The 26,805-nt window shown below is 43.0% G+C and carries 29 protein-coding genes; 2 read left to right on the forward strand and 27 right to left on the reverse strand.

What is annotated here, in order from left to right:
* Positions 1 to 59: 59 nt before the first annotated feature.
* From AC6CIB_RS06970 to AC6CIB_RS07000, 7 genes are all read right to left on the reverse strand, one after another.
* Positions 60 to 1,970 carry a PTS mannitol transporter subunit IICBA gene (locus tag AC6CIB_RS06970; RefSeq protein WP_498279094.1) on the reverse strand — a complete coding sequence of 637 codons (1,911 nt, stop codon included), beginning with the start codon at positions 1,968 to 1,970 and terminating at the stop codon, positions 60 to 62.
* A gap of 221 nt (positions 1,971 to 2,191) precedes the next feature.
* Complete coding sequence (locus AC6CIB_RS06975) at positions 2,192 to 4,255, reverse strand: DUF4179 domain-containing protein (protein ID WP_498279096.1); 2,064 nt, start codon at positions 4,253 to 4,255, stop codon at positions 2,192 to 2,194.
* A gap of 216 nt (positions 4,256 to 4,471) precedes the next feature.
* Positions 4,472 to 4,804 (reverse strand): hypothetical protein, encoded by a 333-nt coding sequence (locus AC6CIB_RS06980; RefSeq protein ID WP_498279098.1) that lies wholly within the window; start codon positions 4,802 to 4,804, stop codon positions 4,472 to 4,474.
* A gap of 121 nt (positions 4,805 to 4,925) precedes the next feature.
* Positions 4,926 to 5,483 carry a hypothetical protein gene (locus AC6CIB_RS06985; RefSeq protein WP_498279100.1) on the reverse strand — a complete coding sequence of 186 codons (558 nt, stop codon included), beginning with the start codon at positions 5,481 to 5,483 and terminating at the stop codon, positions 4,926 to 4,928.
* 158 nt (positions 5,484 to 5,641) lie between these two features.
* On the reverse strand, positions 5,642 to 6,478 hold the full coding sequence (locus tag AC6CIB_RS06990) for an STAS domain-containing protein (RefSeq protein ID WP_498279102.1): 837 nt from the start codon (positions 6,476 to 6,478) through the stop codon (positions 5,642 to 5,644).
* A gap of 303 nt (positions 6,479 to 6,781) precedes the next feature.
* Positions 6,782 to 7,228: a hypothetical protein gene (locus AC6CIB_RS06995; RefSeq protein ID WP_498279104.1), complete on the reverse strand. Its 447-nt coding sequence runs from the start codon at positions 7,226 to 7,228 to the stop codon at positions 6,782 to 6,784.
* Between the two features lie 72 nt (positions 7,229 to 7,300).
* Positions 7,301 to 7,615: a Ger(x)C family spore germination C-terminal domain-containing protein gene (locus AC6CIB_RS07000; protein WP_498280495.1), complete on the reverse strand. Its 315-nt coding sequence runs from the start codon at positions 7,613 to 7,615 to the stop codon at positions 7,301 to 7,303.
* A gap of 218 nt (positions 7,616 to 7,833) precedes the next feature.
* Between AC6CIB_RS07000 and nagZ the strand changes: the two genes are divergently transcribed.
* Positions 7,834 to 9,504, forward strand: coding sequence for a beta-N-acetylhexosaminidase (gene nagZ / locus AC6CIB_RS07005; RefSeq protein WP_498279106.1), 1,671 nt, complete (start codon positions 7,834 to 7,836; stop codon positions 9,502 to 9,504).
* A gap of 164 nt (positions 9,505 to 9,668) precedes the next feature.
* Here the strand turns inward: nagZ and AC6CIB_RS07010 are convergent, their stop codons facing one another.
* The 5 genes from AC6CIB_RS07010 to AC6CIB_RS07030 form a co-directional block, all read right to left on the reverse strand.
* Positions 9,669 to 11,138, reverse strand: coding sequence for a sodium:solute symporter family protein (locus AC6CIB_RS07010; protein WP_498279108.1), 1,470 nt, complete (start codon positions 11,136 to 11,138; stop codon positions 9,669 to 9,671).
* Positions 11,138 to 11,359, reverse strand: a complete 222-nt coding sequence (locus AC6CIB_RS07015) for a DUF3311 domain-containing protein (protein WP_498279110.1) — start codon at positions 11,357 to 11,359, stop codon at positions 11,138 to 11,140. Before AC6CIB_RS07015 ends, AC6CIB_RS07010 begins: the two co-directional genes overlap by 1 nt.
* The gene (locus AC6CIB_RS07020) at positions 11,356 to 12,966 is read right to left on the reverse strand and encodes an amidohydrolase (RefSeq protein WP_498279112.1); all 1,611 of its coding nucleotides are present in this window, start codon (positions 12,964 to 12,966) and stop codon (positions 11,356 to 11,358) included. The genes AC6CIB_RS07015 and AC6CIB_RS07020 overlap by 4 nt, the downstream gene beginning before the upstream one ends.
* Before the next feature lie 53 nt (positions 12,967 to 13,019).
* Positions 13,020 to 14,309 carry a M20 family metallo-hydrolase gene (locus AC6CIB_RS07025; protein ID WP_498279114.1) on the reverse strand — a complete coding sequence of 430 codons (1,290 nt, stop codon included), beginning with the start codon at positions 14,307 to 14,309 and terminating at the stop codon, positions 13,020 to 13,022.
* A gap of 415 nt (positions 14,310 to 14,724) precedes the next feature.
* On the reverse strand, positions 14,725 to 15,573 hold the full coding sequence (locus AC6CIB_RS07030) for a sulfite exporter TauE/SafE family protein (RefSeq protein ID WP_498279115.1): 849 nt from the start codon (positions 15,571 to 15,573) through the stop codon (positions 14,725 to 14,727).
* 103 nt (positions 15,574 to 15,676) lie between these two features.
* Here AC6CIB_RS07030 and AC6CIB_RS07035 point away from each other — a divergent pair, with 103 nt between their 5' ends.
* Positions 15,677 to 16,516, forward strand: coding sequence for a LysR family transcriptional regulator (locus AC6CIB_RS07035; protein WP_498279117.1), 840 nt, complete (start codon positions 15,677 to 15,679; stop codon positions 16,514 to 16,516).
* A 54-nt stretch (positions 16,517 to 16,570) separates the two neighbouring features.
* Here AC6CIB_RS07035 and AC6CIB_RS07040 read toward each other — a convergent pair whose 3' ends face one another.
* The 15 genes from AC6CIB_RS07040 to AC6CIB_RS07110 form a co-directional block, all read right to left on the reverse strand.
* Complete coding sequence (locus AC6CIB_RS07040; protein ID WP_498280497.1) at positions 16,571 to 17,086, reverse strand: ATP-binding cassette domain-containing protein; 516 nt, start codon at positions 17,084 to 17,086, stop codon at positions 16,571 to 16,573.
* Positions 16,986 to 17,471, reverse strand: a complete 486-nt coding sequence (locus AC6CIB_RS07045) for an ATP-binding cassette domain-containing protein (protein ID WP_498279119.1) — start codon at positions 17,469 to 17,471, stop codon at positions 16,986 to 16,988. Before AC6CIB_RS07045 ends, AC6CIB_RS07040 begins: the two co-directional genes overlap by 101 nt.
* Before the next feature lie 114 nt (positions 17,472 to 17,585).
* On the reverse strand, positions 17,586 to 17,711 hold the full coding sequence (locus tag AC6CIB_RS07050) for a hypothetical protein (protein ID WP_498279121.1): 126 nt from the start codon (positions 17,709 to 17,711) through the stop codon (positions 17,586 to 17,588).
* Positions 17,712 to 18,191: 480 nt separating this feature from the next.
* Positions 18,192 to 19,124, reverse strand: coding sequence for an SDR family NAD(P)-dependent oxidoreductase (locus AC6CIB_RS07055; RefSeq protein ID WP_498279123.1), 933 nt, complete (start codon positions 19,122 to 19,124; stop codon positions 18,192 to 18,194).
* Between the two features lie 50 nt (positions 19,125 to 19,174).
* Entirely contained in the window at positions 19,175 to 19,744 is a 570-nt protein-coding gene (locus AC6CIB_RS07060) for a TetR/AcrR family transcriptional regulator (protein WP_498279125.1), read from the reverse strand.
* 129 nt (positions 19,745 to 19,873) lie between these two features.
* Positions 19,874 to 20,653: an SDR family oxidoreductase gene (locus tag AC6CIB_RS07065; RefSeq protein ID WP_498279127.1), complete on the reverse strand. Its 780-nt coding sequence runs from the start codon at positions 20,651 to 20,653 to the stop codon at positions 19,874 to 19,876.
* 326 nt (positions 20,654 to 20,979) lie between these two features.
* Positions 20,980 to 21,165: a hypothetical protein gene (locus AC6CIB_RS07070; protein WP_498279129.1), complete on the reverse strand. Its 186-nt coding sequence runs from the start codon at positions 21,163 to 21,165 to the stop codon at positions 20,980 to 20,982.
* 80 nt (positions 21,166 to 21,245) lie between these two features.
* Complete coding sequence (locus tag AC6CIB_RS07075; RefSeq protein WP_498280499.1) at positions 21,246 to 21,677, reverse strand: NUDIX hydrolase; 432 nt, start codon at positions 21,675 to 21,677, stop codon at positions 21,246 to 21,248.
* A gap of 105 nt (positions 21,678 to 21,782) precedes the next feature.
* The gene (locus AC6CIB_RS07080) at positions 21,783 to 22,136 is read right to left on the reverse strand and encodes an alpha/beta fold hydrolase (RefSeq protein ID WP_498279131.1); all 354 of its coding nucleotides are present in this window, start codon (positions 22,134 to 22,136) and stop codon (positions 21,783 to 21,785) included.
* Between the two features lie 470 nt (positions 22,137 to 22,606).
* Positions 22,607 to 23,200: a kinase gene (locus AC6CIB_RS07085; protein ID WP_498279133.1), complete on the reverse strand. Its 594-nt coding sequence runs from the start codon at positions 23,198 to 23,200 to the stop codon at positions 22,607 to 22,609.
* A gap of 589 nt (positions 23,201 to 23,789) precedes the next feature.
* Complete coding sequence (locus AC6CIB_RS07090) at positions 23,790 to 24,182, reverse strand: nucleoside 2-deoxyribosyltransferase (protein WP_498279135.1); 393 nt, start codon at positions 24,180 to 24,182, stop codon at positions 23,790 to 23,792.
* 121 nt (positions 24,183 to 24,303) lie between these two features.
* Positions 24,304 to 24,747 carry a cell wall hydrolase gene (locus tag AC6CIB_RS07095; RefSeq protein WP_498279137.1) on the reverse strand — a complete coding sequence of 148 codons (444 nt, stop codon included), beginning with the start codon at positions 24,745 to 24,747 and terminating at the stop codon, positions 24,304 to 24,306.
* Between the two features lie 132 nt (positions 24,748 to 24,879).
* The gene (locus AC6CIB_RS07100) at positions 24,880 to 25,347 is read right to left on the reverse strand and encodes a DinB family protein (protein ID WP_498279139.1); all 468 of its coding nucleotides are present in this window, start codon (positions 25,345 to 25,347) and stop codon (positions 24,880 to 24,882) included.
* A gap of 101 nt (positions 25,348 to 25,448) precedes the next feature.
* A complete protein-coding gene (locus AC6CIB_RS07105) occupies positions 25,449 to 25,724 on the reverse strand; it encodes a hypothetical protein (protein ID WP_498280501.1) in 276 nt (91 codons plus the stop codon).
* A 10-nt stretch (positions 25,725 to 25,734) separates the two neighbouring features.
* Positions 25,735 to 26,340 (reverse strand): DUF2268 domain-containing putative Zn-dependent protease, encoded by a 606-nt coding sequence (locus AC6CIB_RS07110; RefSeq protein WP_498279141.1) that lies wholly within the window; start codon positions 26,338 to 26,340, stop codon positions 25,735 to 25,737.
* Positions 26,341 to 26,805: the final 465 nt, after the last annotated feature.

Raw genomic sequence — 26,805 nt, forward strand, 5'->3', positions numbered from 1 at the left:
CTTTTATCGATACAAATGAGAACAGAAAGGCAGGGATCCCGCCTTTCTGAATGATTGTTCTAGTTGCTGTTAATGATGTCTTTCAGTTCTTTGGCTGACTTGGCCAGAACCATCTGGTCGACGTTTTCCTGCTCGGAGCAGACAACGGCGATCCCTGATAGGATTTCCAGATGTGTGCCGTCCTTGCCGGCGATACCGAAGATCATCTTCGCCTTCTCACCGTTGAAGTCCACGCCGTTCGGAACTTGAACGACCGTGAAGCCGGATTTGATAACGGCTTTCTTCGCATCTTCCGTACCGTGTGGAATGGCTACATTATTACCCATATAGGTAGAAGTAATTCCTTCTCTGTCAATCATAGCATCTACATAGCTTTCTTCCACGTATCCTGCTTTGACGAGGGCTTCTCCTGCGAATCGGATCGCCTCTTCTTTTGTGGCAAATTCCTGGTTCATAAAGATGTTCTCTTCAAGCAGAAGATCATCATCGTGATCTGCATTCGGTTCAGCGTCCACCGCTTCTTCCTCTGCTTCTTCGACTACCTCTGCCTGTTCATCTGTGATCCCATCTTGAAGACTTGCGATCAGCTTATCATATTCCGAACTCGATAAGAAATTATCCACAGAAATGTGATACGCATTCGGAAGCTTATTTTTCGCACGCGGCGTCAACTCTTCCTGTGTGATGACCACTTGAGCGTCCGATGGAAGGTTACTGATGGATGTATTCGTTATGCTGACATCGAGACTTGCCGCCTTCACTTTCTTACGGAGGAGTGAAGCCCCCATGGCACTTGAGCCCATGCCTGCATCACAGGCAAAGACGATTTTGTTTACTTCTTCAGGCATTGTTCCCTGCCCGCTTACATGACCGGCAACGGAACTTTTCTTGCCTTTCATTTCTTGCATTTTCTTCGTTGCGCCTTCAATGTCTTCATCACTTGTTTTGCTTGATTTCAACACTATGGCAGACACGATGAAAGATACGGCTGCTGCCACAAGGACGGCTGCAAAGTTCGCCAGATACGCCATTCCTTCAGGAGGTGTAACGGCCGTGATCGCAAGGATACTACCAGGTGATGCCGGTGATACCAATCCTCCTCCTAATAAAACAAGGGTGAACACACCGCTCATTCCACCAAGGATGACAGAAACGAATAGCATCGGTTTCATTAATACGTACGGGAAATAAATCTCATGAATCCCACCGAAAAAGTGAATGATTCCTGCTCCTGAAGCCGATTGTTTCGCTGTTCCTTTTCCAAAGAACATGAACGCCAGCAGAATACCAAGACCCGGTCCCGGGTTTGCTTCTAAAAGGAAAAGAATCGATTTTCCACCCTGCTGAACCTGTTCCAGTCCAATCGGTGACAATACACCGTGGTTGATGGCATTATTTAAAAATAAAATTTTTGCAGGTTCGATCAGGATACTTGTCAGTGGCAGTAATCCTGCTGCAACAAGCCAGTCGACACCTGCAACCAGTAGATTCGTGAAGGCATCCACGGCAGGTCCTACGCCAAGGAATGCAAGGATCGCAAGGATTCCTCCTAGGATACCGGCCGAGAAGTTATTGACGAGCATTTCAAATCCTGCTCTGATTTTCCCTTCAATCATTCCGTCGAATTTCTTGATAACGTAAGCTCCTAGAGGTCCCATGACCATGGCCCCCAGGAACATCGGTGTATCCGGTGCACCGACAATGACACCCATTGTCGCGATTGCACCCACGACCCCACCGCGCTGGTCGTGTACGAGCTTACCTCCTGTATATCCGATTAAGAGCGGCAACAGGTACGTAACCATCGGACCTACCAGTTTGGCAAGGCTTTCATTTGGAAAGAACCCAGTTGGTATGAACAACGCTGTAATTAAACCCCAAGCGATAAATGCGCCAATATTCGGCAGAACCATTGAACTGAGGAAGTTACCAAACTTTTGTACCGCGACTTTCATATTTGATTGAGCCACTTCACTCATCCTTTCATGTATATAATAATGAATCATTTCTCTCAATCTCATCATAGGCTTCCGGTGGTGACGGTTTCAACAACGATGAAAACTAACTTTGTCACCCTTGTCACGACAAACCTATTGTTTCTCTGTTGGGGGAAGTTATTCTCACTTAAGAGGGACGGACCTCCTGCGCTAAAAACCAGCAGGAGGTCCGTCCCTCTTTTTATCTTATCTTCCTAATCTAACTTCACCTTCACCCGATCATCCACATATTTCGTTGTGCTGTAGCCCTCGATTTCAAGCTTCGTTGGAGTTACATCTTCCCCCGAAGAGTCGTTATAAAATTCGATCGTTTGGACCTTTTCAAAGTAGCGGGGCTGATCTATTTGATCATACTCATATACATCAGTTTTATGTGTCTTGCCGGTTTTGTCCATCAATACGCCATCAGTATCACTTATTCCCATCGAGATATTTTCATTCATCAAATGGTCGCTAGAGAACCCATAAATCACTCTTTCATATGCACGATCCTTCGATACATCATGCGTCAGGATCACCTTCGCCGGGTTTCCGACTTTGATTTCATCAATTGAAATCGTGTTTCCGAGATACTCAAAGGTCTGGGGCATATCCCTAGCGGCATCAAGTTCGATCGTTTTCCGGTCGTCTACGGAAAGATGGATGGAATCAAATTGTATGTTCACCTCTTTGGGATTTTCAAAATACAAGGGGTCAAAGTTGGATGTAAACGAACTCCAGCCTTCCTGGTCGAAGGATTCCACATACATATTGCCTCCAAAAAGGTCTGCTTCCACCTTCTTCTTATCCGTTTCAAGGGAACCAAAAGTAATGACGTCAATCCGTTTATCACCACCCTGATTCTGAAAGCTGTACTGCAGGAGTGTCGTGGTCGGCGCAATCGTCAGCTTATCCAGGCGGAGCGGAATCCCGTCAATGTCGATTTCCTTATCCAGTTTATGGACCCGGGATGACTGCTTTGTAAACGGAATGTCAAAGCTCCAATCCCCTTCGGCAAATGTCATTCCCCTACTGAAAGCCTCGTCCTTTTGGGGGTCCTGAGCTAGTTGCATGAGCCTTGCCACATTCAGTTTAATGGACCCGCTATCCACCGAAACCGGCAAGAGACTCATGGTGCCTTTATACACATTTTTATCTTCATTTTGAATTTCGTCTTGATCGACAGGAGGAGAATAGTACATGTGTTGCTGATCACGCCTCATAACGTCATATTCATTCTCGATATGGACGCCTTCATGAGCATTCATCATATAACGATTGTCTTTCTCGGTATCCTCTATTTCATAAAAGACAAGAGTCTGTACATCATCGGCGACAACACTCTTAATGGTGATCTTCACCCCATTGCTTTCCGATTCGAGATTCAACCGTTCCCCCAGGTCATGCTGGAGGATGGCACGCAATTGTTCATCCTCTTCCGTCCATGCATAGTAGAGACTGGAGAATCCACCTGTCACGAATCCGATCGATATGATCATCGCGAAAACACCTGCGAAGGAAAGCCATATCGATTTCCGTTTCTTTTTCTTCCTCTGCCTGCGCGTTTCTCTTTCCTCCACCTTACTCTTGACCCTCTCCATGAATCCGGCAGGGATCTCCACGGCTTCTGTCATTCCTGTCAGAGTCAGCATCACTTCCTGAAAAGTGGCCAAATCCTCCTGACAGTCCTTACAATGGTAAATATGCATCTCAAACTCTACCTTTTCAGGCCGATCCATCGTCCTTCCTAAATAATCAAGATAATGCTCATGAAATTTCCAGCAACCTTCGAAAGAACCGTGACCCAACTCTTCCCTAAGCTTTCTTACACCTGAAAATACACAGGATTTAACCTTCTCAACTGATATCTCAAGAATACGTCCAACTTCCTCAAGAGAACATTCTATGAAATATGTCAAAGCAATTGCTTCTTTTTCATGTTTTTTCAAATTATGTAAGGCGTGAAAAAGGGTTTGATCGGGATTCTGACCTTCTGAAACGCGGAAACTTTTATCTTTAGACAGCTCCCGACCAATATGTAAAAAATGAGAAATGGCCCACGAGTCAAATGAAGAATCTTTTTTCAAACGGTTTAATTCATTATGTACCATGATGATCGAACGATAAAATATCTCTTCCAGTTCCTCTTTCTTACTAACATAAATCCGTCCCAAGGCATAGAATGATTGTTTACGCTGCACAAACCAATCCATGACCGAATCCATGTCCTTTTCCCTCATCCTGTTGATCAAAAAGGGAGCTGTTTGTGGTGTGACCATATATGTATTCCCCTCCTCTGAAAACGAAATATTCCAAAAATAAAACATGTAATTCCATTTTACCATATTAAGGGTATGTATTTGGGGCAAAATAATTTGTTACTAAAAGTCTCAAATGACGGGACAAGCAGAGATAAGGTTTGAGCTCGCCCATCATCCAGATATTAAACATCGAAAAAAGGTCTGAATCCCAATGGATCCAGACCTTTCGCATATCTATAAACGGTCGATTTCACCTAGCTGCTCATGCATGTCCAGCTCGATCATCTTTTTTGCCTTAGAAAAGGTAAACACTTCATTAGAGACCCAATGATTATATAACTTAGAAAGTGCGTTCCTGTGGTATACCGTACCTTTGACCTCTGTGAAGAAATAGATGATCAACAGGTTGACCACGTCTCCCGGAAGGGCCTTTTTACGCTCGATCCCCTTTAACGACAGGATATCCAAACCTCTTAATTGGTCTCCGATCACCGTTTCTGCCATATGAAATGGATCTGACGTCCGGCATAATGTCACTAGTTCTTGATTAATCTCTTCAAATTTCAAGTGAATTCCCCTTTTACATAGAAAGTGAACGAAAAACGTTACAATTCAACCTACATTAGATTGTAAGATAAACTACTATGTATTATAACAAAAAGACGGGGCATTCATGACTCTCAGTATGTTAATTTTTACTTAACCAAAATTCCATGATCTTTTCATTAGTAGAAGGAAAGACTAGAAGTTTCACTTGTCTCTCCATCAGGTAGCATTCCGTGATCCACCCAGGGAGCGAACCATGCTCTTTTTTCCAAAGACGCGTTCGTTCCAATGCATCCTCTACGCTCATTTTCACCCATGTATCAATGATCATATTATCGTCATCATCTGTTCCTTCTTCCTCCAATGGATGAACAAAGCGATTAAAGTAGGGAAGCCCGCCACCGAGATGGCTCTTATTTCTCACCCATATCACGCTTTCCCTGGGAAGGAAGCCTATATGACGATTTTCAGAAACCACCTGTGTGAACTCCTCTAAATAACAATAACAACCGGACCAATGCCGATCAGTGTTTCGCGGCATGATCATTTCGGAGGTGTAAATCGATTGACCTGTATGAAAAAGATTATCGATCTCCCGATTAATAAAAATCTGCTCTCTCTCTTTATAGATAGAGTCGGACTGAGGTGGACCACAGGTAAATCCATTTTGGTCGAATCGGATCATTTTGACGAATTGCATGTTGCCCCTCCTTCTATCGTGAATTTCCCAAGGGCATATCATACCAAATTCACTCTATAATGGGGGTAATTCCCTATATAGGTTGGTCTTAAACAAATAACTTTTTAAGACCAAAAAACGAGCGATTACACGTAATCGCCCGTTGAATGGACTTCACTCTACTGACGTTCGTTCAAGGCACGTTCAAGAGTCGAAGTGACAGAAATATTCTGGAATGAGATACCCAGCTGAACCGCTGTTTGGGCAATTTCCGGGCGAATGCCGGAAATCGTGCTCTTCACACCAATCAAGTTCAGGCTTTCGATGATCTGGAATAATTGATGGGCGACCATGGTATCCACCATGATGACACCGGATAAGTCAATGAATAAGTGCTCAACATTTTTATCGACGCATTCGGCCAGAGTATTCTCGAGGATATATCTCGCCCTTCCTGTATCGATATCCCCGACAAGAGGAAGCACCCCTGTCTTCTTATCAATTAAAATGACCGGCGAGCTCAACTCCCTGATCATTTCCTGCTGTGCCTTCAGGCGTCTTTGGGAATATTCGTAATTTTCTTCGGTAAACTTGGAAATGACAAGACTAAAGGTTTTGATAATCAATTCTCTGAATGACTCGATACTCTCCGGTGGAAACTCACTGCCATGCTGGCGGTTAAATTCCTGCAAAATCTCCAGGTACTGATCCTGAGTTCTGAAGAACTCCCTCAGTATATAGTGAGTAGGGGTTTGTAAGTGTTCTTCATCCTTTGCAATTTTCTCGATCCACTGGGCGAAATGACATAGTGCATCCTGTCCTATATCCTTAAAAAGGACACAAAAGCGTTCGTGAAATTCGTGATTTTGACGCTTCAACGTTTGAATCACCTTAGGATCCGTTGAAGAATACACGCCCGCCGGATCACTTTTATCCAGCGACTCATACCAATCCTCCATCAACTGCCATGTACGTTCGCTCATAAATTCATAAAACTTTTTTGATACCTGCACCATATTCGACCTTCTTTCTATAAGACAAGATAATGTGATCAGTCCATAACCAAGATCCTGACTGGCAAGAGGACAGAAACTCTGCCACTGCTATTTCATTGGTCTATACCCGAAATAACTTATTCATATGCTTATAAAAATAATGTACTATGTCAATGCATAAATGGAAAGAAAATATTGAACAAATGGTGTACAAAAGTTATTCATCTTTCTGTATTTCACAAAAAAGAGAGAAAAAAGATAGGGATGGTTCTCGTATCAGCAGAACCTCCCTATCTTTTAGTTTGATGTCAATACACCGCTAACCTATGAACCCTGAGATCCATTTCGGACTACATGTTGAAAAAACCAATGCAGCAAAAAGAATGCCACAACATAAACAGGAATGGAATACCAGATTTTCCACTCAAAATACTTCATATAATCGTTAAAACTAAGTAATATTTCTAAAAAGAATGAGAAAATTGTCCAAACGAGTACATAAAACACAGGTTTTTCCGGTTTCATAAAATTCAAGAATAAAAGTGCAATGAACGAGGGAGCAAAGGCCACCAGTACAAAATCGGAAAATTCAACACTTTTGGTTGGTCCAACATCCACAAAATCCAACATGATGCCTACCAGAATATGTGCCCCCGCAGCAAAATATCCCACCAACGGAAACATGATGAAATTTTCCCTAACGGTTAACCTCTTTGGCATAATCATCAGAGCAACTACTAAAAAGAGAATGAGTCCCCATACTAACATCAAGCTAAACCAACCCCTTATCGGTTAAAAAGAATACGTCTCCTTATTTTGTTAAAACACAAGAAAATTATGTGCTTAGTCGGGGTTCTTTAAATTCCCAGAATTTCGAATATCGCCATCAACTAAAAAGTCTGTGGACAAGTTTTGATAATACTTCGATCTCCATTCCTTTAAGTCCATCCTCGGTATTTCTTTTCTGAAAAATTGGCCCAGTCTTAAAATATCCGCCTCGCTAACCTGAAGCTTTGAGAACACCTTATTCAATCGTCCTGTAAGAAGCTTTTCCAATCCCTTTTCAATCATTTTCGGTGTAGGATCCCCTCCATTATAATAGGCTCCTTCTATACATATCTCTTGAATACTGATCCCAAACCAAAGGGGAATATGTATATGGAGGTTAGTATGATATAAGGAATGGCATTACAACCGATTAATTGACGCTGTTTATATACGTTTATGATTAAAAGAAATAGAACAAGATACATAATGGAGAAGAAGCTAAAAAGAAAACATGACTCTACTCTCGAAAAATGTCATTCTATCGATAGGGATGGTACTGTAAAGTTGCCTTTATAAGCGGATTCTCCATTAAAGAAAGGAAGAATCTTATGTCCTATAAAAAAATAATTTATCTCCTTTTATCTCTTACTTTTATTTTGATTACTCTAAACTATTTTTTTATCGAAAAAAATAGGGATCAGAATCAACCGGCCGAACATTCATCCGAAGAAAATGAGTCTTCATCCGCGGCTTCAATCAAAGAAGTTGTATCCGCGGCTAAAGAGGGAAAAGTGCCGAATATCCCCATCACAGCAGGGTTGACACAGATGGATGACATAACAGATAAATGGGGAAAACCAGACAATTCCGTTCAAGCAGAAGCCGGAATTTACGAAGATTTCTCCAAGCATTCTACGACAGTCGGCTTCAAAGATAACGTCATTTTTGATGTACGCTCTTTTGACCCTGCCCTGCAGCAGATTCGACTCAATGACATTAAAGAAGTCAGTGGCAATCCCGATGCGACGAAACATTACCAGGATGCTTCACATGACCAGGTCATTTTCATCTATGATGTGAACTCCCTTTACCAATTAAAATGGATATTGCCGAAACCATCAACTGAAAATAAGAATCCCAAAGTAGATCACATTTCGGTTATCTCCCAAATGAAAGAGGACACGGGAGATTCAGATATCCTTTCTACTATGAGCCTGGATGAAAAGATCGGCCAAATGATCATAGCCGGTGTGAATGGAACTCAGGATGGTGAAAATACGAAAACCCTAATCCAGCAGTACAAAGTAGGGGGATTTATCTTCTTCTCCGATAATTTGTCAGGACCCCATCAAACGGTCCAATTCCTTAATAAAATGAAAGAAGACAACGTCAATAATCCGTTACCACTTCTATTAAGTGTCGACCAGGAAGGCGGTAACGTCACAAGATTACCTGGAGGACTTGTGAACTTTCCTACAAACAAAAAGATAGGAGCCTTAAACGATCCGGATATTTCCTTTGAAGTGGGAACGATTCTCGGAATGGAATTAAAAGAGTATGGGTTCAATCTGGATTTCGCTCCCGTACTCGACGTGAACAGTAACCCAAATAACCCGGTGATCGGCGATCGATCCTTTAGCGATCACCCTGATATCGTCAGTGAATTAGGGATCCAAACAATGAGAGGGATCCAGTCCGAGGGGATCCTTTCAACCATCAAGCACTTCCCAGGTCACGGGGATACCTCCGTTGATTCACACTTGGAGCTTCCGGTTGTCAACAAAAGCATTCAAGAACTCGAATCCCTGGAGCTGATTCCATTCAAGGAGGCCATCAACAATGGAGCTGATCTCGTCATGGTTGCTCATATCCTGCTTCCCAAGATCGATGACACCTATCCATCGTCATTATCCAAGAACGTCATCACGGACCTCTTACGCAAGAAGATGAACTACAACGGTGCAGTGATCACTGACGATATGACCATGAAAGCCATTACGAACAACTACGGAATGGGCCAAGCGACCGTTCAAGCCGTAAAAGCGGGCAGCGACCTGATCCTAATCGCACATGATTATAATAAAGCCCTCGCGGCAATGGACGCACTTAAAAAGGCCGTCCAAAACGGGGAAATATCCGAAGGTCGAATTGATGCCAGTGTTAACCGGATCATTGAATTGAAACAAGCATACAAACTGGAAGATATCCAAACAGGAGAGGTTGACTTATTGAAGCTTAACCAATCGATTGAGTCCATTAAAAAGAAGATCGAGCAATAAACAAAAAGGTTGTCTAAAAAGTCATAGTTAGAAAAACGATCAAAATCAAAAAACCAAGAATGTTGATCTAACAGCATTCTTGGTTTTTTCTTTTTCAAGTTTTTGTCCTGGAGCCCACTTAGGACAGCCACGTCGGAGAACAAGGTGCCTGTCCCCATGACCCATTATGATCCGATATTGCGATACTCCTCAGCAATCCTGATACTCTTTTGCTGGGTGAAAGCACTGATAACGATGACTATGATGATGTTGCAGATCAATCCAAGAATACCAGCATGGATTTCGAATAGCGTGGTTTCTACGACTAACTGATAATAATAGTTTACAAATGTACCGACGATGAGTCCTGTGATAACCGCCGGTCCAGTCACTCTTTTCGAATAGAGGGCTCCGTATACGCCGGGTGCGAATTGAACGATGGAACCATAAGCTCCGAGCAATAGGGCGATGAGCCCCTGACCCCCGAATACGGTGATAAAGTAAGCAAGTCCTCCGACAACAAACACACCGATTCTCATCAGAAGCAATGTGGTTTTATCTGAAAGGTCCGGTTTTACATTCTTAATGACCCCGTCCGTAAATTCCAGTGAGGCACTGTGGGTGATGGCATCTGCCGTAGACATGGCTGCCGCTAACGCTCCTGCACCTACAAGCCCGTAAACCCAACCGGGAAGGCTAAGGACAGTGGTGATCAGGTAAGGAAGAATTTCATCCGGTGCTCCAATGTCAGCTGGATTGACTACATTCACTGCTGAAAAGCCAACAAATAATAGGGGGATAAGGAACAGGGCAAAGATCGGATACACCAATACGGTTTTCTTAATCGTTCGTGCATTGGATGCATATGATTTTGAAAATAGGTGGGGCCACATTAAGAACCCTATGAGAGATACGAGAATCGTGGTCGTATAAGCTGTCCCTGACATGGTAGACCCTTTATTTCCGATTTCAAAAAAGGCAGGGTTGTCCTGAACGAGGTTTGTAAACATCCCACCCACGCTGTCATGAAGCTTATTCACAATCGCAAGGCCGACTACCCACGAGATGACAATCATTAAGATCCCCTGGAACACGTCAGACCATGCCGCTGCCCGCAATCCACCTGTTGCAACATAGACGACTACGATTCCATACGCAAGCAGGGCTCCAAGCCAAAGAGGAATTCGCCCTTCTGTCATGATATTGAAAATGTAGGCCATCCCTTTCATCTGCGTGGCAAGGTATTGAATGGAAGCGAGTAACGCAATGATTCCGATTAAGATCGGCAGCGTCTTACCTCCGTAACGTTTTTTCATAAAGCCGGAAACCGTGTAAATATTGAATTTACGGCCGATTTTTCCGATTTTCGGACCAATGATGTACCATGGGAGAATCGCAAAAGCGGTATAAGTTAATATATAAAGTGCAGGTGCTCCTTTGGAATATGCCCACCCGGGTGCGCCAAGAAATGAAAAGGCACTAAACACAGCGCCTCCCATCAGGAACCACATCACAACCAAGCCGAGGCCTCCGCCTGCTACGGTAAACTCATCCAAAGAATTTTTATCATGACCTCTTCCTGCCATCACACCAACTACTAGTGCAATCACAAGGTAGCCGATCATCATGATCATTGCAATCTGCCAATCTGCCATTAATTGACCTCCTCTTCATCTTTGTCAGGATCGATTCGATAGAGTACAAGAACGATTAAAAAGGTAATGATAATCCATAAAATCACCCAGAATACCGAAAACGGCATCCCCATGATGATTGGAGTTGCCCTGTTTCCGATTGAAAACAAGGGGAAAATCAAAAGAAGAAACGGGAAAATCAGAGACAAGCAATAGATTTTCGTAAATGCGCTTTTACTCATAAGACACCCTCCTTTTTTGCTGCATATTCCACTTTCCCATCAAGGATCGTTAACTCTACTTTTAACTCTCGTAATCTTTCAGCTTCACAGTGTAAAATTGACTCATTCAACACAACCAGATCGGCAAGCTTCCCGGCTTCAATGCTGCCTTTTATGGTTTCTTCAGAGCTGGCATATGCACCGTTCCATGTATAGGCCTTAATCGCTTCCTCTATGGTGATTCGTTGTCTGGCCCCTATCACTTCACCGGATTTACTCATGCGAGTGACTGCTGAGTAAATCCCGTGGAGCGGATCCACGATGGTGATTGGACTGTCCGATCCGATGGCAAAAGGAATCTGTGCTTCTGAAAAACTCTTTAAGGGGAACATAACATCGACCCGTTCACCATAATCTTTCACGTAGCCGTCGCCGAATTCATAAATGAAGGCTGGATTTGGTATCGGAACAATCTCCAACTCTTTTATCTGGTGAATGAGGTCCGATGGTGTCATGCCGGAATGTTCAATACGGTGACGATGATTTTCACGGGGGTGTCGTTCAAGAGCATGGCGAATGGCTCCAATCATCATTTCAACCGCTTTGTCCCCGATGGCATGTGCGGTGATTTGCCACCCCGATTCATGCGCTTTTCCGAGGCACTCATTTATTTCTTCCTGGTTCAAATATAAAATGCCTGAGTCATTCGGATTGCTCGAGTATGGCTCCCTTGTCTTAGCAGTAGGACCACTGCTGCTTCCATCGATAAACACTTTGGCTGGCCCGATTTTCATCCACTCATCCCCAAGGCCCGACCCGATTCCACTTTCCAGGCCTTTCTCCACCATTTCTACAGAATCATGCAGCGAACCGTAAAGTGCGTAGACCCTCTGCTTTACTCTCTTTGCTCCTACTGCTTTTTGAAGGAATCGAATATGTTCAGGTCCATATCCCCCGGCATCATGGACACTCGTTATTCCTTTTTCCAAATAATCCTGGGAAGCGAGGGCCAATCCCTGCTCCACTTCCTCCTCAGAATAATTGGCTAAAAGAAACATGTTCATATGTGCGGCTTCTAACAGCAGCCCGGTTAATTCGCCATTTTCCCGGCCGTATTTCCCTCCATTCGGGTCTTGTGTCTCAGGTTGAACACCCGCAAGCTCCAGCGCTTTCGTATTCACGCACGATATGTGCCCACATGTCCGAACCACAATAATCGGGTGTTCGGTGGAAACCTGATCAAGGTCCCACCGTGTTACATGCCTTCCCTCTTTAAGGGTGTTTTGGTTATAACCCCAGCCCCGTATCCATTCTCCCTTTGGAGTCAATCGTGCTTTCTCCTTCAACTTCCCGAGGAGTTCTTTTATACTCCCTGCCTCCTTGCCGTTCACCCCGAGCTTATTGGTTCCATAAAGTTCGAGATGGGCATGGGCGTCAATAAAGCCGGGCAGGAGACTTCTTCCCTCCAAATTCACAATCTTCGTTTCTGCACCTGCATATGGTAAAATTTCTTCATTCGTGCCAACTGCGAGTATTTTATTATCCTGAATGGCAACCGCTTCTTTCACTGAAAATTCAGAATTCACAGTAACCACTTCTCCGTTTATGAAGAGCATTGTCGCTCTCAAACGATCACCTCCCAACTGGGACAGAGGGACAGGTCCCTCGTCCCAGTCTTCTCTTACTTTTCATGAACAGCAGCTGAGCCGTCTTTTGGGACAAGGCTCCTGTCCCCATGTCCCTGACAAATCCTCAATGCCGTCGCATAAAGGAGCTCTACCCCTTTTTCAATATCATCCATCTCCGCAAACTCCAGTGGATTGTGGCTGATGCCTTTTTCGCAGCGGACGAAGATCATCCCGTAATCGCTGATATAGGACATGAATAAGGCATCATGGAAAGGGCCGCTCATTAAGGTCGGTGAATCTAGTCCAAGCTTTTCATCTTCCTCTCTCATAATGTCCTTGATCCAGTCTGCACAATATCTCGGCTCGCTTCGGGTATCTTCTTTGATCTCGTATTTAAGGTTGTAACCGGAAGCAGTCTCTTCGATGATTTGATAGAGTTTTCCCTCAAGTTTCGTGCGTGATTCAACGTCGATATCACGAAGGTCTACGGTGAACTCCACCTTTTCGGCAATGATGTTTCTTGAGTTCGGGAACACCTGCATACTACCTACCGTTCCTACAGTTGTTTCGGTTCCTTCTCTTTTAACCAGATCATCGAATTTCCGGATGATCTCCGAAGCCCCGACAAGTGCATCCTGCCTCATCGGCATCGGTACCGATCCCGCATGACCAGCGAATCCTTCGAGTGTAACGGTCAGCCAGATCGGACCAGAGATGCCTGATACAATTCCGACTGGTTTTTCCTTCTCCTCAAGGACCGGCCCCTGTTCAATATGTAACTCCAGAAACGCTGCGATCTCACCTTTTTGGTATACAGGACTTGCGGTTACATCCGGCTCGACCCCGAATTCCTTCAACGCCTCCCTTCTCGTCACACCCATCTTGTCTTTACGATCCAGTTCGCCTTCTTCCAGCATCCCGGCTATAGCCCGGACTCCAAATACTCCTTTGTTAAACCGGCAGCCCTCTTCATCGGAAAAACAAATCACTTCAATGGTCCGGTCCGGGACGATTCCATTGTCCTTCATACTGTGAATGACTTCGATTGCTCCCAATGCCCCGGCTGTCCCGTCAAATCTCCCTCCATATGGCTGAGAGTCAATGTGTGAGCCGAGCATCAGAATCGGTTTGTCTTTGTCGTCTCCTTCAATCCTTCCAATCAAGTTTCCGAAGCCGTCAATCTTTGCCTTCAAACCCGCCTCTTCCATCCAGCCTCTCACCACTTCCACCGCCTGGCGATCCTCCTTGGAATGGGCCAGGCGGCAAACGCCTGTCTCCCCGATCTTTCCGATTTCTGCTAACTCCTCTAGATGACGCTTTAATCTTTCTCGATTGATTGACATAGAATCATCCTTTGCTTACATATTTTATTGACTTATACTAAGTTTATTTTGAAAAAGCATGTTTATCATTAGACACTTTGTCTACAAAAGATCTTATAATCCGTACAGAATGACTAAAAGAAAGAAATTTCAGAAAAATAAACAGAGACCTCTATTCACTGAATACCGGACACTCTCCCCCTTTCGACATCCACTCCCCTATATAGACTAGTTTCTAGAACATTTTCACTTAATCCTGCCAGACTTTTGAAAATGAAGCGATTTACACAAATTGCAAATTTACCATTAAACGCTGCAAAAAAATAGAGCGGCCACTCGCTATGCGAATGTCCTCTCTATTTCGTTATGCATCTCTTCTTCAGACCTACAAACGTGCTTAACCGCTTGCTCGACCGACTTTCAGCTTTCAGCCAAATCAATAATTCTCTACTCTCTTTGATCGCTGCTGCGAATAAATCAGCATTCCAAAGAATACGAGCACGGATACCAAGATCAGTCCGAGTGAAACAGAGGAAATCGATAACATCTTGAAAATGACGCTGACTGCGACCACCATGTACAAAACAGCCAGCATCTTCTTGACAGAAACACCTGAAAATCGTTTCAGCTGGATGGAGCCTATCGGGGTTCCGATCAAGGCACCGATGATCAGCATGATTCCATGTCGATAATCGAGTGCTTCCCCCGCATACAGGTACGAGCCGATTCCCGATAACACGATGATGGAGGCTGCCGATATGCTGGTTCCGATCGCTTTGGTGAGATCAAGCTTCAGCCATTTCGAGAGGAGCGGGGTCATAACAAATCCACCGCTGACTCCCATAAGAGACGAGATAACACCAGTGAACATACCGATCAAGGGAGCCGCAGAAACTCCTTTTGCTTTCGCTTCCTTTTGTCGTTTGCTTAAAAACTGATAAGAAAACCAGCTTAATATTCCAATATAAACAATGGAGATAACCGTAGAAGCTCCATTGATTGAATCGAGCCATTTTACGAATGGCACGGTGATGACGGACCCGATCAGTCCGAACACCCCGAGGAGAACCGCTAATTTCCCATTTACATTTTTTAACCGAATGTGTGACATGGTCCCTGTCACAGTCGATCCCAATGTCAGCATCAAGGAAAGAATGATCGCCTGGCTCGGTTCATAGCCAAGTACAAGTAAGGTTGGCGTCAGAACAATCCCGCCTCCAATTCCAAAGAAACCGGAAATGATACCGATGACTGCACCACCTATAATAAATAAAAACCATTCCATTTTGTTGGTCACTTCCTTCGTCTAACATTATACCTTTCCTTAAGCTATAATAGAAATGAATAATAATAATGTAGACAATTACGTTTTGTAATGGAGGGACCTTATGCAACTGGACTGGATTCGAACTTTTGTCACTCTCGCCCAGCTTCAGCATTTTACGAAAACAAGTGAATTCCTGAACCTTTCTCAACCGACCGTCAGTGTCCACATCAAGAAATTGGAACAAGACTTGGAAGTCGAACTCATCCACCGTTCCTCTATCAATCAGGCTTTTCAATTAACACCTGCAGGGATTCAAGTGTTTGAACAAGGAAAGAAAATGTTGGAGGTGTGGAGAACGATGGAACAGGTCACACAAAAGACTGAGGAAATCCTATTAAGGATCGGGGCCACTCACACCGTCAGTGACGGACTTCTTCCCGACTTTGTCAAAAAAATCAAGATCCTCTATCCACACGTCCGCCTTCAGCTGATGATCCACAATCATGAAACCATTGTGGAGGCACTGAATCACCATGATCTTGATCTCGCCCTTGTGGAGGGAACACGGGGACTCGAGCCCTTTCATTTGGAAGTAATCAGCCGGGACGAACTACGTTTCTTCGCAAGCAGCCGAATGAATCTGCTTTCCTCCCCACTTATCCTCCGTGAAATCGGATCAGGGACCAGGGAATATGCCGACGACTTTCTAAGAGCCGAACGAATCGTGCCCACAGAAATCCTTGAAGCAAGCAGTCATTATTTAATCAAGCAACTCGCAATAAGGGGGCTCGGGATCGCATTTCTATCAACCTCAATGGTCAAAGATGAAGTGTTTCAAGGAAAGCTTGTCCCGATTGATCCTTATGTGATTTACCGGCCATTTTATGCCGTATATCCCGAAAATGCAAAATCCGGATCAATCGTAAGAGAGTTAGTGGGGTTGATTGAGAGTCCCTCTTAACATAGGGACGGACCTCAGCTTCTACACGAAGCAAAGGTCCGTCCCTCTAAAATATCACTCATTATAACGAAGCCACAGTTCCATCTCAGCATCCAGTTCTTTAATATGACCCGTCTCCATGGCTAGATCAATTTCTCTTATCTCGTTTTCTAGACTCTCAATTTTCTTCAAGATTTTGGCCTGTATCATTTCCTCATTGCTACCTTCAGATTTTTGGAATGGTTTCTTGATCTTTTCATCAACAGACCCTTTCCTCTCCGTCAGGCTCTGCTTCCACTCTATTTCACGTTTATACTCATCGTAATTCCCATGATAGCTCCTCAGGGAATAATCCTCTACAGCAATGATTCTCTCCGCCATCCGGTTGATAAAATACCGATCGTGGGAAATGAAGAAAATCGTACCAACGAAGTCTTCGAGGGCTTCCTCTAGGGTTTCGATTGAATCAATATCGAGATGATTCGTCGGCTCATCGAGTATCAGTAAATTGATATCCGGAAATAACAGCATGGCAAGCTTTAACCTGATTCTTTCCCCACCTGAGAGATGCTTTACTTTCTTGAAAGACACTACCTTTGTAAAACATAAATTTCGCCAGGTATTCCCGAGCTTTTCCTTCAAGTATGGAGATATCCTCCCTGAAGCAGTCCAGCACGGTGATTTCCTCACTATTAAAAGTCATGTTTTGTGGTAAATAGGCCGCCTTTACATTTGCACCAAACTCTAACACACCTTCATCCGGCTGCTCTTCCCTTACAATCATTTTTAAGAAAGTGGTTTTCCCGCTTCCATTTGGACCCAGCATGCCTACTCTTTCACCAAAATGAATCATGACACCTGTGTTGTCAAAAATCATTTTATCCCCATAGCATTTAGAAAGCCCCACCGCCTTGATGGTTTCATTTCCAGATCTCTCTGCAGCTCCCACATCAAGCCTCATATTTCGATTGTTCAAGATAGGCAGTGGTCGCTCCCCTTGACATATGAATGAGGCCTTCGTCATATCCATGACTCGATGTCTGGGGGTAACCAGGATAGTAATTCATTGGCTCGATTCCTGCAATTAGCTTCAAGACTGTGCATTTGCCCCAACGATTCCAACCTTATCCCCTTCATACACTTCTAACGATACATCCTCCACGACCAGCGTCGCTTCCATATATTTTTTTATCCCATTTAATTTAAGTTCCAACATACGCGTTCCTTCTTTCATCCATATTTGACGTTACACTTTTATGGATGGCGTTAAGAAAGACCTTCACTTCTATTCATTTGTAAAATAAAAAAAGACCGTAAGAAGTGGTTTCTTCTTACAGTCCTGTAGAATCCATGTATCCATCATGTTCATAAAGCTGCCCAATCAGCAAGCATATGCCAAATAAGGCATGACACAGCAAGCCGAAGCTGAATGCTTCACAAAACATGATCATCCTGATATCAGTAAAGTAAGTTTCCTTCTAATTGCCCTGATTCCATAAAGAGCATAACAAATAAACCTATCTTCCAGAGGTCTGTTCACACTCAATACAAAAATCCATATTAATTTAATAAATAAATTAATCAGCAATTAGTTCGTTCCATAAACTTACTTTCCCTCCCCCGACATTTTCTTAATTATGGAACTTTTTGGTAAATTTGTAAATAGGCGGGACGGAGGAACAGGTCCAGTGTCCCATTACCTTCTCATAAATGCTATTGTTTCTGCTATCCCCTGTTCATATGATGTGTGCTGCCGCTTGCCCATAAATCCATCAATCTTTTCACCCGATAGAATAGTAGGTTCCGAGTTAATATACTGCATCTCCAACGCCTCACGCATTCCCTTACCCGCGAATAGAGCGTACACAGCAAACATCGATTTTGAGATATAATAAAGCTCCTTTTCTTCCCCGAGCTGGCTTTTTAGGATCTGCTCTACCTCGTTTCCTGTTATCGGGGCTACACCAGGTATATTCCATTTATGCCCGAATGCTTCCTCATGGTACGCCAGCTCCACCAACGCTTTTGCCCCATCCTTGGTATAAATGAATTCCCGGGCAACATTCCGGGGACCTACGAACCCTGCTTTCTTCTTTTTCAGCAATTGCTCTAGTGTAAAGTGAATATATGTGTTGGTCGCGTTCGGTCCATAGAAGTCGGGGAAATGGCAGATAAGTGCTGGAACTGAAGATTGCTTGATCATCTGAATCATTTCTAAGCGCAGTTTTCCTTTACGCGTATGGGGATGTTTTTCTTGATCTTCTGTCAGCTTTTCACCCCCACTTCGTCCGTAGGCATAGATATTGTCTACCACCGCCAACCTGGCACTGTGGCGTTCCGCTGTCAGGATGATGTTCCCTGTTATGATCCTTAATTTATCCTTCCACTCTTCATAAGGAAGATTCATGGCATGAAAGATGATGTCACTGCCCTTCGCAGCATGAATAAGCTGGTCTTTATTTTCTGCGTCCCCAGTCTCGATGGTGACACGCTCTATACTTCCGAATAATCTGGTCAACTTCTCTTTTCCTCTTGCAAATGCAACGACCTCGACGCCCTTGCTGACCAATTCCATTACAAGGGCATACCCCATTCCTCCAGAAGCACCTACAACCATTGCCTTTTTCATAAAAAAGTCCCCCTTTTAATTAACCACTGGTCAAATACATCTAAAAAATTTTATCCTATTGATTTCAGGATAAAATTCACGTGCAATTGTGCAAGATTCTCCACTTCTTCATAGGTTTCATCACAACGGCAGTAATGACTGACAAACCCGTGTAGTGCCAGGAATATCGACCACGTCTGCTGGATGGTGATTTCTTGGTCGCTTAGCTGGATAAGGGCTTGCGCAAATTTTTCATAGGATTCGTTCGGTCCTTTGTTCACGTAGCTTTTGACTTCCTCATCAGCGAGCAGAAACATCATTTCATACTGGCTTTTATGACTCAGTCCAAATCGAATGAATGCGAGGAGAATGCCTCTCAATTTCCCCTTGTTATCCATGTCCTGCTCCATTACATCATCCAGCCATTGATCCAATAGCTTAAAATCGGTTTCGATCATGGCATAGAACAATTCTGCTTTATTTTTGAAATGGTAGTAGAGGGAGCCGTGACTATACCCAAGCTCAGACGCAATCTGCCTCATGGACACCTGCTGGTAGCCCTTCTTCCGAAAAAGCTCGCGTGCTGCTGCCATCACCATTTCTTTCGTTAGCTCCTGTGCTACTGCTTTTCTCGGTGACATACTAGTTCTCATCCTTTTTATTGACCAGTGTTTAATTAAATTGTACTTCGCTTATGATGTGTATGTCAAGGGGTTTTTTACCAATAAGAGGGACGGACCTCCGCTAAACTGGAGGTCCGTCCCTCTTATTTACTTACCCAAAAAACCACCCTCTGATTTTATCAGCTGCCCGGTAATCCATCCGGAATCATCACTGGCTAAAAATCGTATCAACTTCGCTGCATCCTCGGGTTCACCTAAACGTCCCATTGGAAACATCGGAAGTAAGTGTTCCCTTAACTCTTCACTGATCCACCCGGAATCGGTCGGACCGGGATCCATCGAATTAACGGTGATGCCAATTGGCGCTAGGCCAACGGATAATGGCTCAGTGATGGCAATCAACATACCTTTTGATGCAATGTAGGCCAGATTATTTGGATCCGGACCCTTTGACACCATGTTGATGATCCGTCCGTCTTTTCTTTCAGGAAAGGCTTTTTCATATCTCTTCGCAAACTCCATCGTCAGCATGAGGGTCCCGCTGTTGTTCACTTGATAATGTTTATCCATAATGTCTTCAGTCAACGTTCGAAAATTGGCCGGTGATTCGAATGTGGCATTGTTTACTAGTATGCTTGGTGTTCCCAGCGTTTCTTCCACCCGATCCATTATTCGACGCGGCGATCCGTCTTCGCTCAGGTCAACCTCCATATGAAAGGCACGTACGCCCATTTGTTTTAATTCTTCACATAAGGTTTCCGGAAACTCATTCTCTACTCCATTTCCATTCATCTCATCAAACGCGGTCCAATGAGTAAAAAAGATATCAGCCCCGTCACCAGCAAGCGAACGGCAAATCGCTGCCCCTATTCCTTTTGAGCGACTTGCCCCTGTCACGATCGCCACTTTTCCTTTTAGATTAGTCATTTCATATTCCTCCTATTTTTACAGGAAGCTAAAAGGTGTCCTAAGAGATGTATATATCCCGGCACAAAAAAAGCAGATACAAAGGTATCCACTCAAGGTGTTGGGTATTCAGTCACACCAGGTGCTCCTTGTAAATGATGGTCAAACAGATACACTTCTCCCGTCAAAATGATAGGATCATTGTCTATTTATCTCGTTCATCATTACAAGATTGTCCACATGTCTGGTTGAAGTCCCCTTTCGTCTACATCTCTCACTTAGAAGTATAATGGGATTTTTCCCAATAGGCAATCTATGGTTTTCGATAAAGCTTCCTTTGTTTCATATCACTGTCCCGTTCCACTTCCCGAGTCCCGACCGCCTCCCATCGTGTAATTCCGATCTTCCCCCGGTTTAGTAGCAGAATGGATTCCCTGTACATGCCGATCGTTCCCTCTCTTCTTCCGCCTGATATCGATGAGTAACGCGAATAATAAAGTACCTGTAATCAAGATTACAAACCACCACATCATTCATCACCCCTTATACAGAGTATGAAGGGACATTGAAGTTATCCCTAATTTCGATATCAAATTGATGGTACTTCCCCGAATCAAAAATCGATATAAAATGGGTGTTTCGTTTCATCCAAACAGTATTCGATTCTCTCCCTGAAGTTCTTCCAATTGACCATATCCAAGGCTTCCTCAACCGGAAAGAACGCGACTTCGAGACTTTCCGAGGAAGTTGTCGGTTTCCCTCCGACCGGCCTGGCTAAAAACAGTGTGTTACAGATCGAACGGCTTACATTCTGAAACACTCCACAAAATTTGACTATTTCAATATCGATCCCACTTTCTTCCTTCGTTTCCCGGATAGCCGCTTCCTTCAGTGACTCGCCTTCTTCCACTTGTCCCCCCGGCATTTCCCAACCTCTTCGGGGACCTTTGATTAACAGGATTTCTCCTTTTTCATTCTGTACGATGGTTGCTGCTGAGATGATGTGTTTGGGTGGTGAATAAATAGTTTGTGTACGTTGATTTATTGAATCCAAGAGAATTTCCCCCATTCCAATGATTAGTGTAGCTATATGTATAGGTAGTACAAGGTGATTCACTTCATACTACGTTGACATTGGTTCATACAATCGCTACTTCAATCTGTCTAGAAAGCCATCTACCAAATGATGATAGATGCCCGGCTGATCGATATTTGCCGTATGACCTGCATTTGGAATCAGTCCAACTTCAATGTCAGGATTTGATTTTTTGACATAAGTAATGGCTTCTACTTCGTGCACATCATGGCTGCCATTGAGCATCAGCACCAGCACTGTAATATTCTGGAATCCCTCCCTGGTGACTGCCGGATAATGAAACGTCATGGTATGAAGTACTTTTTTGATCGTACGTTTCCACTTTTCACCGTGAAGGTTGTTAAAATGTTGAGCAATCTCTCGATCATTTTCTTCAATATTCAGAAAATACTCATTTTGTTTATTCATAACTTCTGTCAGTTCAGCCGGAATAAAGGGTGAATAACCGGTTAGGACAATTCCATTTACTAATTCCGGCTCTCTTCAGGCAATATGCATGGCCAATGCTGCTCCCAACGATAAACCGATTATATACCCTTTTCCCTTAGCTGCGTGGTTAGGTAGTCGAGAGTATGTTCGAAATAGTGATCCGACGCTTCCAATGATGAGTTTCCGTGTCCGGGTAAATCCAATAGAATCAATTCGTTTAAAAAATGGGTTTGTGCTGTCCCCATAAAGCCGTGTAGCATATAGATTTTGTCTATGATAATTCCCCCTTGATTTTTCATAATTTCATTTTAGCATATTATTCCATTAAACTCGTTTTTTCTAAGACTACATTTTCTTACTGTTTCACATTATAGGTCCCGACTTCCCGGGAAGTTAGGAGATGAATAACAACTCTATTCGTGTAAAACACATAAGTAATAGACTAATCTTCAAGTCTTCAAAACAATATCAGCACTTTCACATGGATGAAAGGTATTCATATAATAATCTTCCGCCTTCCAATATCTCGTTTCAAACTTGTCCCGTTTCTGTTTAGCAGTCTCTGCTTCCCGCATAAACCTCTTTTCCCGGGGACAATCCAAAAAGATGAGGTGGTGATAGAAGTCTGCCCATTCCTTCCTTTGGAGGAAAACACCTTCCACGATGATGAGACCGGACTCAGGAAGCGTAATCGTTCTACAGTCGTGGGTATCCGTATGTGAATCATAAAACGGAAGGGTGATTTGCTTGTCCTGCTTCAGTTTTCTAAAAAAGTTTTCTCTTAACCAACGTACGTCCCATTGCAGGTGAAAATATTCATACCACTCTTCAAATCCAGTATGATACCGTTGGTTGCGTTCAACGATGTGGTCATCGATATGAAAGATATGGTGATTGATCTTTTCTTTTTTCAGGCTTTCCCTCAGGTGTTCCACGAACGTGGTTTTTCCGGAACGGCTTAGGCCGTCTATTCCTAAGATGTATCTGTCATTAGAATGATGAATGGTAGCCAGGAGTTCCTTTACATCAAATTGGATTTGCATTATGTTCTCCCTTTTAAATGCTGGTTTTTATAGGATGTTCGTTACGGAATATCGCAATAATTACAGCGAAATTTCTTCGTTCTCTCATAAAAATCCCAAGTTTTATGCATGAAATGATTTCCTTTAACAAAAAAAGAGGGCTTAGAGGGATAAATACATGTATTGAAAGAAGTCTGGAGGTCATTTGAGTACAGTTATGATCCGGCTTGAGCAACATTTGATCCGGATTCGAGATTTATGAACCGGAATCAGGATTTATGAACCGGTTTTCAATGTTTATGGGCCACTTTTTTAGTATGTGAACATCTTGTCGAATATTCTTTATTTGGGATCAAGGTCCGTCCCTCTATTAGTAAAAGCTGTCTTCATATATCACTGTACGATCTTGATTGTAGATCGATAGGTGAAGCTCGTTGTGGATGGTGAGATTTCTTTTACTTTTATCATAAAATAAGATCAATCCACGTTTACCTTCTAATGGTTGAATGACCGTTGTACCATCAAGGAGAAGTATAGTTAGTGTGTGCTTCTTGATTAGAACACCCGATGACGGGATAAGCCACTAGTAAAAATGCTATGAGTACTCTTTTCATAGAACATTTTCTGCAGTCACATAGTCTACTAATTCCTGAACGGTTCCGGTACATACTTCAACCTCTGGCAAATGATAGAATGTCGTTGTCTGAGCAAAGTCATTTACTTCGTTATGAGGGGAAAATAAGATGACTCGCTTTTTGAGGCCAAGAGCTATCCCTAGTTCAACATGACTTCCTTTTCCCCCCGGCAATAATACGAGGATCACATCGGATTCAATGATGGCCTGTTTTTCCTTTTCACCAATCTTTTTCAGCTCCTCAACGGTCGAAGCCCTGCTATTCTGAGTCCAGTCATATGTATGGATATACCCTTTTCTTCTCAAACGTTCACTGACGTCACGTACTTGCTTAATGTTCTGAAAGCTTGATGCAACATAAAAGTACATGTAATGCTCCTTTCTTATTGAAATCACAACCTGATTTTACCATAATATCTCCATTAAAAAAGGGGAACACCCGCTAACCAGGAGGCTCCCTTTTACATTCACCAAATGGAAAAAAGCAATATTAACCACCGATATAAACACTTTCACATGATCCAGCTGCCGGCTCATAATAACAATGATTTTTAAATTGACCGGAAAAAGGTTGATTGTACCATGTTGGAGGACATGGGGCATAGGGGTTGAAATACCAAAGAGCATATTTCGCCGGATGCTGGGCCCAATAATCCAAATTCTTTTTGGCTAATCTTTTTTCAATTGATCTCGCTCTGTTATAAAAGAGATTCCCTTTTTGAACGGCTTCAAAGGAATAATTTCCTCCCTGCACCTGAAATATGGCTTGTCGGATACTTCTCACCTTTTTAAAGTCTAAACAATCCGCTTTCGCACGATTCACGATGACGTTTCCGACATACAACATCCCTTGTTTCCCTTCACCCTCGGCTTCCGCTCGCATCATCCTCGCCATTAAGGCAACGTCTGCATCTGTGTATTTGACTCTTGGCATTTTTTTCACCTCAGAAATATTTTATGAAAAAAGCCCACATTGATGTCATTATTTATAAATTAGGAGTGCTTAGTTTTTTTAAGTAAGATAAAAACGTTGACACATTCGACTTGATTGCCTTCTATGGAGTCACTATTCAAACATTAAAAGCTCTGGGTCCTTGCCACCATGCACCAGCATAGAATGTAGTTGTCCCCTATGATGATAAATATGTGCGACTATTTCTAAAAGCCATTCATATCTTGTGTACGTCACTCCCCAATGGGAGGTCGTTTCCGCAAGAAGAGCTTTTTCTGATAAGTTCTTATAGTTAGAACAAAGTGATTCGAAATGTTCCAGCAAGCCTTCGCTTATCGATTGTAAATCTTTATATGAAAATGAGGAATAAAAAGCTTCCATATCGTCTTGAGAAGCTTCATTGGATATGCGCCAATCCGCCTCACAAATTAGTGCAATATGCTCTAAAAGTTCTCCGACGGAAAGCTTGTCTGGAGCAGGTCTTTCATGTAGGTCTTTCTCTTCCAATTGGTTGATCATTTTCACCAGGGTTTCGATACAAATCTGAATTTGATGTAATGCTGTTTTACAATAGGGATTCATCATAACCTCCTACATAAGTTTGTATTTGCAATTGTAAAGTGGATACTGTTCAAGATGGATGCTGATGCCACCTCCGCCTTTGTTGAATGAGCGCTTGCCACTCACCTCTTCTTCCTTTCATTTCCCCTTTTGAAATTACCTGTTATCTTCGCCATGATAAGTTGGACGGCTTTGTCAGTTTCAGCCGAGTTCACATTCCTAATAAACTTTTCGGCTTCCTTCCCTTTTAAGATTTTCACCCGTTTCCTTTCATATTCGATAAAAACGGATTGATCTTTGTTGACCCGATACTGAAAAGGAGCTTCATCTAAACGGTTTCTTTTGTCGGTATATTCGCGAACGTATCTGCTTTCCCTTCCATCACCACGGCACTCAATATAGTGTGCATCATGCCTTCATTGCTTTCTCCCTCAATGCATGGTTATATTCGTGGGCAACCGAATACTTAAAAATATCTTTATCGAATGATGGCGAAAGTTTCAACACAATCACATCCTCCGCCAGGACGATTCCTTCGACACCACCCATTTCTTCCACAGCGAGCGTATCTTCAGGATTTGCCGGTAAGACAAAAATTTTCTTATTGTCTCCCGGAAGCTGCTTTGCCGATTTGAGTAAGGCTTCCTTGATGATCTGATCAGTGGAATCTTTATCCCGAATCAAGTCAGCGATCGATTCCTCTAACTTGTCCAATTCATACGTGGGCTCAAAAGGATAAGCTAAGCTGAAGCCTTCCATACCGGACAGCTCTTTGAATAGTTCAAAAACCTGGTCGATGTACACTGTCTCATTGCTGCTTCCTGATTTCTCACGTACGTTGCTAATGTATTTCTTCATTTCATCATACATGTAAATAATCTCGAACTCCTGTTCATTTTGTGTGAATGTAATCGTAGCTTCCTGTTCCTTCTGATGCACAGGTTGATCATTTGAATAGCTTATTAATAACAAAGATATCAATGGTATGAGTAGTGTCTTTCCTAATAGTTTCAATCTTCTCGCTCCCTTCAAATTAAAATATGCAACCTTACTATGAAGGAATAAAATTCCATTTTATTCCTATACGTATATTTCCGAAAAAAGTTTCATTCTTTCATCAAAAAAGCATGAACCTGATGGGAACATGAATTTTTAATTATTGAGCATCTTGTCTAGTATTCTTTATGTTAGATAAGGCCCGTCCCTTGGTGTATTTCAGTGTGTTCCATAAAGTTTTATCGAAATAATAAAAGGGAAAAGAGAAGTTATGATCAATCACCTGAGAGGAGGAATTCCCATCTTTGGAGTTTCTGGAGTTGCGTTATTTGTCATCCTACCGATGGCCATTATCTTGGTCCTTATTGTAGCTACGATCCTCTTCTTCAAAAGAAAATCAGAGAAGGATAAGAATTTTTAAAATTTGTGTGGTCAGGATGGGGTCATTGGGAATTTATAAATAAAGGGTTGGCCGAAAAGTCA

Source organism: Rossellomorea sp. GQ25, from assembly GCF_059758515.1.

Bases quoted from the DNA above. Each gene is read 5' to 3' on its own strand.
- AC6CIB_RS06975 (WP_498279096.1), bottom strand. From the start codon at position 4,255: ATGGTCACACCACAAACAGCTCCCTTTTTGATCAACAGGATGAGGGAA.
- AC6CIB_RS06985 (WP_498279100.1), bottom strand. From the start codon at position 5,483: ATGCAATTCGTCAAAATGATCCGATTCGACCAAAATGGATTTACCTGT.
- AC6CIB_RS06990 (WP_498279102.1), bottom strand. From the start codon at position 6,478: ATGGTGCAGGTATCAAAAAAGTTTTATGAATTTATGAGCGAACGTACA.
- nagZ (WP_498279106.1), top strand. From the start codon at position 7,834: ATGTCCTATAAAAAAATAATTTATCTCCTTTTATCTCTTACTTTTATT.
- AC6CIB_RS07010 (WP_498279108.1), bottom strand. From the start codon at position 11,138: ATGGCAGATTGGCAGATTGCAATGATCATGATGATCGGCTACCTTGTG.
- AC6CIB_RS07015 (WP_498279110.1), bottom strand. From the start codon at position 11,359: ATGAGTAAAAGCGCATTTACGAAAATCTATTGCTTGTCTCTGATTTTC.
- AC6CIB_RS07025 (WP_498279114.1), bottom strand. From the start codon at position 14,309: ATGTCAATCAATCGAGAAAGATTAAAGCGTCATCTAGAGGAGTTAGCA.
- AC6CIB_RS07030 (WP_498279115.1), bottom strand. From the start codon at position 15,573: ATGGAATGGTTTTTATTTATTATAGGTGGTGCAGTCATCGGTATCATT.
- AC6CIB_RS07035 (WP_498279117.1), top strand. From the start codon at position 15,677: ATGCAACTGGACTGGATTCGAACTTTTGTCACTCTCGCCCAGCTTCAG.
- AC6CIB_RS07050 (WP_498279121.1), bottom strand. From the start codon at position 17,711: ATGTTGGAACTTAAATTAAATGGGATAAAAAAATATATGGAAGCGACG.
- AC6CIB_RS07055 (WP_498279123.1), bottom strand. From the start codon at position 19,124: ATGAAAAAGGCAATGGTTGTAGGTGCTTCTGGAGGAATGGGGTATGCC.
- AC6CIB_RS07060 (WP_498279125.1), bottom strand. From the start codon at position 19,744: ATGTCACCGAGAAAAGCAGTAGCACAGGAGCTAACGAAAGAAATGGTG.
- AC6CIB_RS07065 (WP_498279127.1), bottom strand. From the start codon at position 20,653: ATGACTAATCTAAAAGGAAAAGTGGCGATCGTGACAGGGGCAAGTCGC.
- AC6CIB_RS07070 (WP_498279129.1), bottom strand. From the start codon at position 21,165: ATGATGTGGTGGTTTGTAATCTTGATTACAGGTACTTTATTATTCGCG.
- AC6CIB_RS07080 (WP_498279131.1), bottom strand. From the start codon at position 22,136: ATGAATAAACAAAATGAGTATTTTCTGAATATTGAAGAAAATGATCGA.
- AC6CIB_RS07085 (WP_498279133.1), bottom strand. From the start codon at position 23,200: ATGCAAATCCAATTTGATGTAAAGGAACTCCTGGCTACCATTCATCAT.
- AC6CIB_RS07090 (WP_498279135.1), bottom strand. From the start codon at position 24,182: ATGTACTTTTATGTTGCATCAAGCTTTCAGAACATTAAGCAAGTACGT.
- AC6CIB_RS07095 (WP_498279137.1), bottom strand. From the start codon at position 24,747: ATGCCAAGAGTCAAATACACAGATGCAGACGTTGCCTTAATGGCGAGG.
- AC6CIB_RS07100 (WP_498279139.1), bottom strand. From the start codon at position 25,347: ATGAATCCCTATTGTAAAACAGCATTACATCAAATTCAGATTTGTATC.